8 protein-coding genes are annotated in these 8,729 nt (G+C 61.6%); 5 read left to right on the plus strand and 3 right to left on the minus strand.

Annotated elements, in window-relative coordinates:
- Positions 1-67: 67 nt before the first annotated feature.
- From ACW9IN_RS29610 to betC, 3 genes are all read right to left on the minus strand, one after another.
- A complete protein-coding gene (locus tag ACW9IN_RS29610; RefSeq protein ID WP_457369173.1) occupies positions 68-1,636 on the minus strand; it encodes a SulP family inorganic anion transporter in 1,569 nt (522 codons plus the stop codon).
- A gap of 186 nt (positions 1,637-1,822) precedes the next feature.
- Positions 1,823-2,737 carry a choline ABC transporter substrate-binding protein gene (choX, locus tag ACW9IN_RS29615; protein ID WP_457369174.1) on the minus strand — a complete coding sequence of 305 codons (915 nt, stop codon included), beginning with the start codon at positions 2,735-2,737 and terminating at the stop codon, positions 1,823-1,825.
- Between the two features lie 18 nt (positions 2,738-2,755).
- Positions 2,756-4,270, minus strand: coding sequence for a choline-sulfatase (gene betC, locus ACW9IN_RS29620; RefSeq protein ID WP_457369175.1), 1,515 nt, complete (start codon positions 4,268-4,270; stop codon positions 2,756-2,758).
- Between the two features lie 103 nt (positions 4,271-4,373).
- On the opposite strand from betC, the gene ACW9IN_RS29625 reads away from it, so the two are divergent.
- From ACW9IN_RS29625 to dgoD, 5 genes are all read left to right on the plus strand, one after another.
- A complete protein-coding gene (locus ACW9IN_RS29625) occupies positions 4,374-5,324 on the plus strand; it encodes a choline sulfate utilization transcriptional regulator (RefSeq protein ID WP_457369176.1) in 951 nt (316 codons plus the stop codon).
- 31 nt (positions 5,325-5,355) lie between these two features.
- Positions 5,356-5,682, plus strand: a complete 327-nt coding sequence (locus tag ACW9IN_RS29630; RefSeq protein WP_457369180.1) for a DOPA 4,5-dioxygenase family protein — start codon at positions 5,356-5,358, stop codon at positions 5,680-5,682.
- 173 nt (positions 5,683-5,855) lie between these two features.
- A complete protein-coding gene (locus ACW9IN_RS29635; protein ID WP_457369177.1) occupies positions 5,856-6,815 on the plus strand; it encodes a 2-dehydro-3-deoxygalactonokinase in 960 nt (319 codons plus the stop codon).
- Position 6,816: 1 nt separating this feature from the next.
- Positions 6,817-7,437 carry a 2-dehydro-3-deoxy-6-phosphogalactonate aldolase gene (locus ACW9IN_RS29640; RefSeq protein WP_457369178.1) on the plus strand — a complete coding sequence of 207 codons (621 nt, stop codon included), beginning with the start codon at positions 6,817-6,819 and terminating at the stop codon, positions 7,435-7,437.
- 48 nt (positions 7,438-7,485) lie between these two features.
- The gene (dgoD, locus tag ACW9IN_RS29645; RefSeq protein WP_457369179.1) at positions 7,486-8,634 is read left to right on the plus strand and encodes a galactonate dehydratase; all 1,149 of its coding nucleotides are present in this window, start codon (positions 7,486-7,488) and stop codon (positions 8,632-8,634) included.
- Positions 8,635-8,729 lie beyond the last annotated feature (95 nt).

Here is an 8,729-nt window from a genome sequence, read left to right on the forward strand (position 1 = left end):
AGTACCCAATGAGCGGGCTGATACTCCGCTATCGCAGGCAAGCCAGCTCCCACAGTTTTGACCGCATTCAGTCTTCAAAATGTATGGGGCAGTTGTCGGCTCCTTCCAGCTTTTTCAGCTCATCCACCACCTGCGGCCGCGCCCGGCGCAGTGTCAGGCTGCGTCCCAACCCGCGCAGCCGCCGCGCCTCCTGGTGCAGCATTTCCACCCCCGAATAGTCGATGAAGTTGATCTGCTGCGCTTCGATCACCACCCGTTCGCCCTGCAAGCTTTGCAGGCGCACTTGCAGGTAATGGCTGGCGCCGAAAAAGATCGAGCCGCCGACCCGCAATACGTCTTCATCGCCGTCCCGCCATTGCTGCACCCGAGGTTGCGAAGTGCGCTTGAGGTAGAAAAACAGCGAGGCCAGCACCCCGGCATAGATCGCCGTTTGCAGCTCCAGCAGCAAGGTCGCGGTACAGGTCAGGCTCATCACTGCGAACTCGGCGCGGCTGACGCGGAACAAGGCGCGAATGCCGCGACGGTCCACCAGCCCCCAACTGATCAGCAAGATGCTGGCGGCCATGCTCGGGATCGGAATGTGTGCAATCAATGCCGCGCCAAACAGTGCAAACAGTGCCACCCACACTGCGGAAAACACGCCGGCCAAGGGCGAACATGCGCCCGCCTCGTAGCTCAGGCCCGAGCGCGTAAAAGAACCGGCTGACAAGTAGCCGGAGAAGAATCCGCCGACGATATTGGATAAACCCTGTGCGCGGACTTCCTGGTTGGCATCGAGCAACTGCTGAGAACGCGCCGACAGTGAGCGGGCAATCGACAGGCTGGTCACCAGTCCGAGCATGCCTACCGCCACGGCACTGGGCAGCAGGCGCAGGATCACGTCCAGGTCCATGGGCAGTGGGCTGAACGGCGGCAGCTTGCCGATAAATGAACTGACCAGCGCCACATGCCCGAACATCGCCGGCCACAGCCACGCGACCAGGCTGCCCAGAGCCAGGGCGATCAGCAGTGTCGGCCAGCGTGGTACGAGGTATTTGAGCAATGCGCCGACCAGCAACGTGCCCGCACCCAGGGCGAGGGACGCCGGGTCCCATTGGCCGCCATGGTCGATCAGCGCCACCAGGCTGTTGATGGCCGTGGCCTGGCTCGGCAGGTCCATCCCCAGCAGGTTGGGCAACTGCCCCAGGGCAATCACCACGGCGGCGCCGAGGGTGAAGCCGAGCACCACCGAATGGGAGACGAAATTCACCAGTGCGCCAAACCGCAGCATGCCGAGTAGCCACTGGAAAATACCCGCGAGAAAGGTAAGCAGAAGGATCAGCGTGATGTAGTCCTTTGACCCCGGCACGGCCAGCGGGCTGACACTGGCATAAAGCACGATGGAGATCGCCGCCGTGGGACCGCAGATCAGGTGCCACGAGGAGCCCCACAGGCAGGCGATCAACACCGGGATGATGGCGGCGTACAGCCCATATTCCGGTGGAAGGCCAGCGATCAAGGCGTAGGCAATCGACTGCGGCAACGCCAATACCGCGCCACTGAGGCCGACAACGGCATCCCGACCGACGCTGGTGCGGGTTTGGCGCGGTAGCCAGGCGAGGAAGGGGAAGAGTGTATGGCGGTTGGGCCGGGGCATGAAAGGCTCGGGTTGACAGGTTTGCATCAGGGTATCAGCACACACCGGCCTCTGTGGGAGCTGGCTTGTCGGATCGCCGCACCGCTGCGATGGGATCATCTCAATCTAACTGACAGATCGAGTCGTCTGCATCGCAGGCAAGCCAGCTCCCACACAAGCCAGTTCCCCAAGGATGAGCGTTGGGCCTTAGAGTTTTGCCTTGACGGCGGATAACGCATCCTTGCCATCCACAGTCTTCACGCCGTCCAGCCATTTATCCAGCACCGCCGGGTTGGCCTTGATCCACGCCTTCGCCGCATCGGCATTGCTGACTTTGTTGTTGGCGACTTCGGCCATGATGCTGTTCTCCATCTCCTGGGTGAAACTCAGGTTGGTCAGCAGTTTTCCGACATTCGGACAGGCTTGTGCATAACCCTTGCGGGTCAAGGTATACACGCTGCCGGTGTCACCAAAATACTTCTCGCCACCTTTGAGGTAGTGCATTTTCAACTGCACGTTCATCGGGTGCGGGGTCCAGCCGAGGAAGGTCACGAATTTCTGCTTCTTAACGGCCCGCGACACCTCGGCGAGCATCGCCTGTTCGCTGGACTCGATCAGCTTCCACTGGCCGAGGTCGAAGTCGTTCTTCTTGATGATCTCCTGCAACGAGATATTGGCCGGTGCGCCGGAGCCGATGCCAAAGATCTTCTTGTCGAACTTGTCGGCAAATTTGTTCAGGTCGGCAAAGTCATGCACGCCGGCGTCCCACACGTAGTCGGGCACGGCGAGGGTGAACTCGGTGCCGTCGAGGTTTTTCGCCAGTTGCACCACATCGCCATTGGCCACGAACTTGTCATAGAAACCCTGCTGCGCCGGCATCCAGTTACCGAGGAACACATCCACCTGGCCGTCCTTGAGCCCACCGAAGGTAATCGGCACCGCCAGGGTGTCGACCTTGGGTTTGTAGCCCATGCCCGTCAGCAGGAAACCGGTGATGGCATTGGTGGCGGCAATATCGCTCCACCCAGGATCAGCCATCTTCACCGTTTCACAACGGGTGTCCGCGTACACGCTTGTGCTGCTCAACGCCAGCATGCCCAACACTACCGCTAACTTTTGCATGGCCTTCCCTCTGTCTATTTATTGGTTTTGGCAGGGTTGTGGATAACGTGCCTTGCGCTCCAGGTCGTCGAGGTCGATATGGTTGCGCATGTATTGCTGACTGGCGTCCACCAGTGGCTGGTGATCCCAGCTCTTCAGCTTGCCTTGGGTCAGTGCGTCGAACACCAGACGGCGACGGCGTTGGCTGGCGAGCACCTGTTGGTGGATCGCCGGGATGTCCCATTTGGTCCGCGCTTCATTCAAGAACGCCTCGAACAGTGCCCGGTGTTCCGGTGACTGGCTGAGGTCCTCCCGCTCGTGCGGGTCGTTGTGCACATCGAACAGTAGACAGGGATCGTCCTCGCTGTAGATGAATTTGTAAGCGCCGCGACGAATCATCATCAGCGGGCTGATGGTGCCTTCGGCCATGTATTCGCCGAAAACTTCGTCATGCCCGCCCTGCCCTTGCAGGTGCGGCATCAGCGAACGGCCATCCAGCGGCAGGCGTGGGTCCAGCTCACCGCCGGCCAGTTCCACCAGGGTGGGCAGCAAATCGGCAGTGGACACGGCTTTGCTCACGCGACCCGCCGCAAACTGCCCCGGCGCGCTGACCAACAGCGGCACCCGCGCGGCCATTTCGAACCAGTGCATTTTGTACCAGAGGCCCCGCTCGCCGAGCATGTCCCCGTGGTCGCCGGAGAACACGATGATGGTGTCGTCGGCCAGGCCGGTGTCTTCCAGCGTTTGCAGCAGCTTGCCAACGTTGCTGTCGATGTAGCTGCACGCGCCAAAGTAGGCGCGGCGCGCATCGCGGATCTTGTCCACAGGCAGCGGCTTGTCCCACAAGTCGTAGACCTTGAGCAGACGCTGGGAGTGCGGGTCCAGATCACCTTGCGCGGGTGTGGCAGGCAAAGGGATGTCGGCGTCGTCGTACAGGTCCCAGAACGGCTTGGGAATGGTGTACGGGTCGTGGGGATGAGTCATCGACACCGTCAGGCAGAACGGTTGGTCGCCGTCTTCGCGAATATGGTCGAACAGGTACTGCTGGGCCTTGAACACCACCTCTTCGTCGAAGTCGAGCTGGTTGGTGCGCACGCATGGGCCGGCTTGCAGCACCGACGACATGTTGTGGTACCAACTGGGGCGCACGTCCGGCTCGTCCCAGTTCACGGCCCAGCCGTAGTCGGCGGGGTAGATGTCGCTGGTCAAACGCTCTTCATAGCCGTGCAACTGGTCGGGTCCGCAGAAATGCATCTTGCCTGACAGTGCGGTGCGGTAGCCGAGGCGACGCAAGTAGTGGGCATAAGTCGGCACATCGCCGGGGAAATCTGCCGCGTTGTCGTAGGCGCCGATCTTGCTCGGCAACTGCCCGCTCACCAGGGTGAAGCGCGACGGCGCGCACAGCGGGCTGTTGCAATAGGCGGCGTCAAACACCACGCCCTGTTCGGCGAGGCGGCTGAGATTCGGCAACTTGATGGGCGAAGAACCGTAGAACGGAAGCAACGGCGCGGCCATTTGATCGGCCATGATGAAAAGAATGTTCTTGCGCTTCATGGGTTATCGGCATTCCATAGGCGGTGTTTATGCGAATGAGCATGCAGCCCATGGAAAATGGGGTAAAGCCCATGAACAGCAATGTCTAGGATAAGCACAGCTTATGTTTGAAGCCCTCGGCGATCTCTCCCTCGATCTGTTGCGCGCGTTCGAAGCCGCAGCGCGCCACCGCAGCTTTACCGCGGCGGCGATGGAGTTGGGCACGACCCAGCCGGCGATCAGCCAGCAGATAAAAAGGCTGGAAGAACAGTTGGCGATCCGTCTATTTGATCGGATCTATCGCGGCATCGAACTCACCGACGCCGGGGCCTTGCTGTTCGAGCATGTGCAAGGCGGTTTGCAGGGCATCAACCAGGGCCTGAGCCTGATCACTCGGCAGGACCAGCATGAAGTGCTGCAAGTGGCCACTGACTTCGCCTTTGCCGCGTATTGGCTGATGCCGCGCCTGCATCGCTTTCATGCGGCCAACCCGCAGGTGGATGTGAGCCTGGTGACCAGTGAACGCAACCACGCCACCCTGCGCAGCGATATCGACGTGGCGGTGTTGTTTGGCGATGGCCGTTTCAAGCAGGGTGACAGCCTGTGGTTGTTCAACGAAGAAGTGTTCCCGGTGTGCAGCCCGCAATGGCTGAAGGATCAGTCCAGGCCGTTGACTGTGCAGAATTTGCACGATTTCCCTTTGCTGCACTTGCGTCAGGAAAACAACAGCCAGTGGTTCGACTGGGCCGGCGTGTTTCGCGAGCTGGGCATCAGTGCCGCGCCAACGCCGGGGCAATTGCGCTTCGACAACTACACGCTGCTGGTCCAGGCGGCGATTGCCGGCCAGGGTGTGGCCATCGGCTGGCGTCACCTGGTGGATAACCTGCTGGAGCAGCAGTGGTTGTGTCGACCGATCAGCGAAACGGTGATCTCGCGCTTCGGTTATTACGTGGTCCAGCCCCAGCGCAAGCGCCGGGGGCAGTTGGTGGAGCGCTTTGTCGGTTGGTTATTGGCGGAGCAGGCCAGCAGTGCGCAGTCGTTGACCGGGCTGGCCCTGCCATCGATTGCGGTCTAGGATTCGGCCCATGTCTGAGCCGGATTTCGCCATGCAACGTATCAAGGGTTACCACGCCCACATCTATTACGACGCCACCACCCTCGAACAGGCCCGCACCTTGTGTGAAGACGCCGCGCGGCTGTTCCCGCTGCGCATGGGCCGCATGCACGAACGGCCCGTGGGCCCGCATCCCGACTGGAGCTGCCAGCTGGCATTCGAGCCCGAATACATCGGCGTCGTGCTGCCCTGGTTGGCGCTGCATCGCAATGGGCTGGTGGTATTTCTGCATCCGGATACCGGTGATGACTTGAAGGACCACACCGACTACGCGATCTGGATGGGCGCGATGCGCGAGCTGGACCTGTCTATTTTTTAATCGATTAGCAAAAATTCCTACGACCTACCCGCTGAAAAATCGTGGCGGGGGTAGGATTAATCTTGTTTTGTTCCAATATGTGGGATTGATATTTATATATTGAGATATGTTCGGCCGTAGGTTTATATTCGCCCATCTGCTTTTTTCAGCACCCACTCATTTCAGGTGAAGCGATGCAGGCGCAATTGATCGCGCTCGATTGGGGGACCAGCTCCCTTCGTGCTTACAAACTCGGCCCCGCAGGCGTAGTGCTGGAGCAACGCGCGCTGGCGTCCGGGATCATGCACTTGCCCAGCGAACCACGGGACATCGCCGGCGTGCGTTGCGACGATGGCTTCGAGTTGGCGTTCGACGCGGCGTGTGGTGATTGGCTCGATGTACAGCCTGATCTTCCAGTGATCGCCTGCGGCATGGTCGGCAGTGCCCAGGGTTGGAGCGAGGCGGCTTACCGCGCCACCCCCGTGGACGTGGCGAGCCTTGGCCAGGCGTTGCATCGCGTGCACAGCCTGCGCGGCGTGGACGTACATATCGTTCCCGGCGTGATCGAGCAGGTTGGCCTGCCCAACGTCATGCGCGGCGAAGAAACCCAGGTATTGGGTGTGCTGCAAGGGCTTGGCGCCGAGGTGTTGATCGGCCTGCCGGGCAGTCATTCCAAGTGGGTCGAGGTGGTCGAAGGGCGTATCACTCACTTCGACACCTTCATGACCGGCGAGGTGTTTGCGGTACTCAGCAAGCACAGCATCCTGGGCCGCACCCAACAACCCAGCGAGCAGTTTCAGGCCGAAGCCTTTGACCGGGGCGTGCAGGTGGCGTTGTCGAGGGATGGCCAACGTGGCGTGCTGTCGACGCTGTTCAGCGCGCGCACCTTGGGGCTTACCGGCGAACTCGCCGCCGATCAGCAACCTGATTACCTCTCCGGCCTGCTGATCGGCCATGAGCTGGCCGGCCTGCCGAATCGCGCCAAACAGCAGCCGATCATCCTGGTCGGTGCTGCCCCACTCTGCGCCCGTTATCAACGCGCCCTCGCCCTTTGCGGCTTTGCCCAGGTCCGCCTGGCGCAGGAAGCCACCGAGCGCGGCCTTTGGCAGTTGGCCGTGGCGGCCGGGCTCACTCAACCTGTATTGGAGGCCTGACATGCTCAAGCAAGCACTCGCGCAAAACGGTTTGATCGCCATCCTGCGCGGCATTCGCCCGGACGAAGCCGAAGCGGTCGGCCAAGTGCTTTACCAGGCGGGTTTTCGCGTGATCGAAGTGCCGCTCAATTCCCCGGACCCCTACACCAGCATTCGCACCCTGCGTGACAGCCTGCCCGCCGATTGCCTGATCGGTGCCGGTACGGTGCTCACGCCGGAACAGGTCGAGCAGGTCAAGGCGGCCGGCGGCCAAGTGATCGTCATGCCCCACAGCGATGCCAAGGTACTGCGCGCGGCGAAGGCCGCCGGCCTGTACTTGTCGCCGGGCGTGGCCACTCCCACCGAAGCCTTTGCCGCACTGGCCGAAGGCGCCGACGTGCTGAAGCTGTTCCCTGCCGAGCAAATGGGCCCGGCGGTGATCAAGGCCTGGCTGGCAGTATTGCCGGTTGGCACCTTGCTGCTGCCGGTGGGCGGCATCACTCCGGACAACATGCAGGTGTTCGTCGACGCCGGCGCCAAGGGGTTCGGGTTGGGTTCCGGGTTGTTCAAGCCAGGTATGACGGTGGATCAGGTTGCGAGCCGCGCCCAGGCGTATGTCGCCGCCTGGAAATCCCTGAGCTGAGTCCACGTTTCGCGCCCACAGGCGCCGCATCGACAAGAGAGATAACAGATGAAAATCACCAAACTCACGACCTTTATCGTCCCGCCGCGCTGGTGCTTCCTCAAGGTCGAGACCGACCAGGGTGTGACCGGTTGGGGTGAGCCCGTCGTAGAAGGCCGCGCCCATACGGTGGCGGCGGCTGTTGAAGAACTGTCCGACTATCTGATCGGCAAAGACCCACGCAACATCGAAGACATCTGGACCGTGCTGTATCGCGGCGGCTTCTATCGGGGTGGCGCCGTGCACATGAGCGCCCTCGCGGGCATCGACCAGGCGCTGTGGGACATCAAGGGCAAGGCCCTTGGTGTGTCGGTCAGCGACCTGTTGGGCGGCCAGGTGCGCGACAAGATCCGCGTGTATTCGTGGATCGGCGGCGACCGCCCCGCCGGCACTGCCCGCGCCGCCAAAGAGGCCGTGGCCCGTGGCTTTACCGCCGTGAAAATGAACGGCACCGAAGAGCTGCAGTTCGTCGACAGCTTCGAAAAAGTCGACCTGGCCCTGGCCAACGTCGCTGCCGTGCGCGATGCGGTCGGCCCCAACGTGGGCATCGGCGTCGACTTCCACGGTCGGGTGCACAAGCCCATGGCCAAGGTGCTGATGAAAGAGCTGGACCCGTACAAACTGATGTTCATCGAAGAGCCGGTGCTCAGCGAGAACTACGAAGCGCTCAAGGAACTGGCGCCGCTGACCAGCACGCCGATTGCCTTGGGCGAACGCCTGTTCTCGCGCTGGGACTTCAAGCGCGTACTCAGTGAAGGGTATGTCGACATCATCCAGCCGGATGCGTCCCACGCCGGCGGTATCACCGAAACCCGCAAGATCGCCAACATGGCCGAAGCCTACGACGTGGCCCTGGCCCTGCACTGCCCGCTGGGCCCGATTGCCCTGGCAGCGTGCCTGCAACTGGACGCGGCCTGCTACAACGCGTTCATCCAGGAACAAAGCCTGGGCATTCACTACAACGAGAGCAACGACCTGTTGGACTACGTGCGCGACCCGGGCGTGTTCGACTATGACCAGGGCTTCGTGAAGATCCCCAACGGGCCGGGCCTTGGCATCGAGATCAACGAAGAATACGTGACCGAACGCGCGGCCATCGGCCACCGCTGGCGCAATCCGATCTGGCGGCATGCCGACGGCAGCTTTGCCGAGTGGTGATTCCTCACTGACGAGATGCGGTTAAAACTGTGGGAGCTGGCTTGCCTGCGATAGCGGTGGGCCAGTCTGCACATCTGGCACTGATATACCGCTAT

It is taken from the genome of Pseudomonas sp. SDO5271_S396 (assembly GCF_054071795.1).

What these genes read in the sequence shown, in the direction of transcription:
- ACW9IN_RS29625 (WP_457369176.1), top strand. Translation starts at nt 4,374, where the DNA reads ATGTTTGAAGCCCTCGGCGATCTCTCCCTCGATCTGTTGCGCGCGTTC.
- ACW9IN_RS29630 (WP_457369180.1), top strand. Translation starts at nt 5,356, where the DNA reads ATGCAACGTATCAAGGGTTACCACGCCCACATCTATTACGACGCCACC.
- ACW9IN_RS29635 (WP_457369177.1), top strand. Translation starts at nt 5,856, where the DNA reads ATGCAGGCGCAATTGATCGCGCTCGATTGGGGGACCAGCTCCCTTCGT.
- dgoD (WP_457369179.1), top strand. Translation starts at nt 7,486, where the DNA reads ATGAAAATCACCAAACTCACGACCTTTATCGTCCCGCCGCGCTGGTGC.
- ACW9IN_RS29640 (WP_457369178.1), top strand. Translation starts at nt 6,817, where the DNA reads ATGCTCAAGCAAGCACTCGCGCAAAACGGTTTGATCGCCATCCTGCGC.
- choX (WP_457369174.1), bottom strand. Translation starts at nt 2,737, where the DNA reads ATGCAAAAGTTAGCGGTAGTGTTGGGCATGCTGGCGTTGAGCAGCACA.
- ACW9IN_RS29610 (WP_457369173.1), bottom strand. Translation starts at nt 1,636, where the DNA reads ATGCCCCGGCCCAACCGCCATACACTCTTCCCCTTCCTCGCCTGGCTA.
- betC (WP_457369175.1), bottom strand. Translation starts at nt 4,270, where the DNA reads ATGAAGCGCAAGAACATTCTTTTCATCATGGCCGATCAAATGGCCGCG.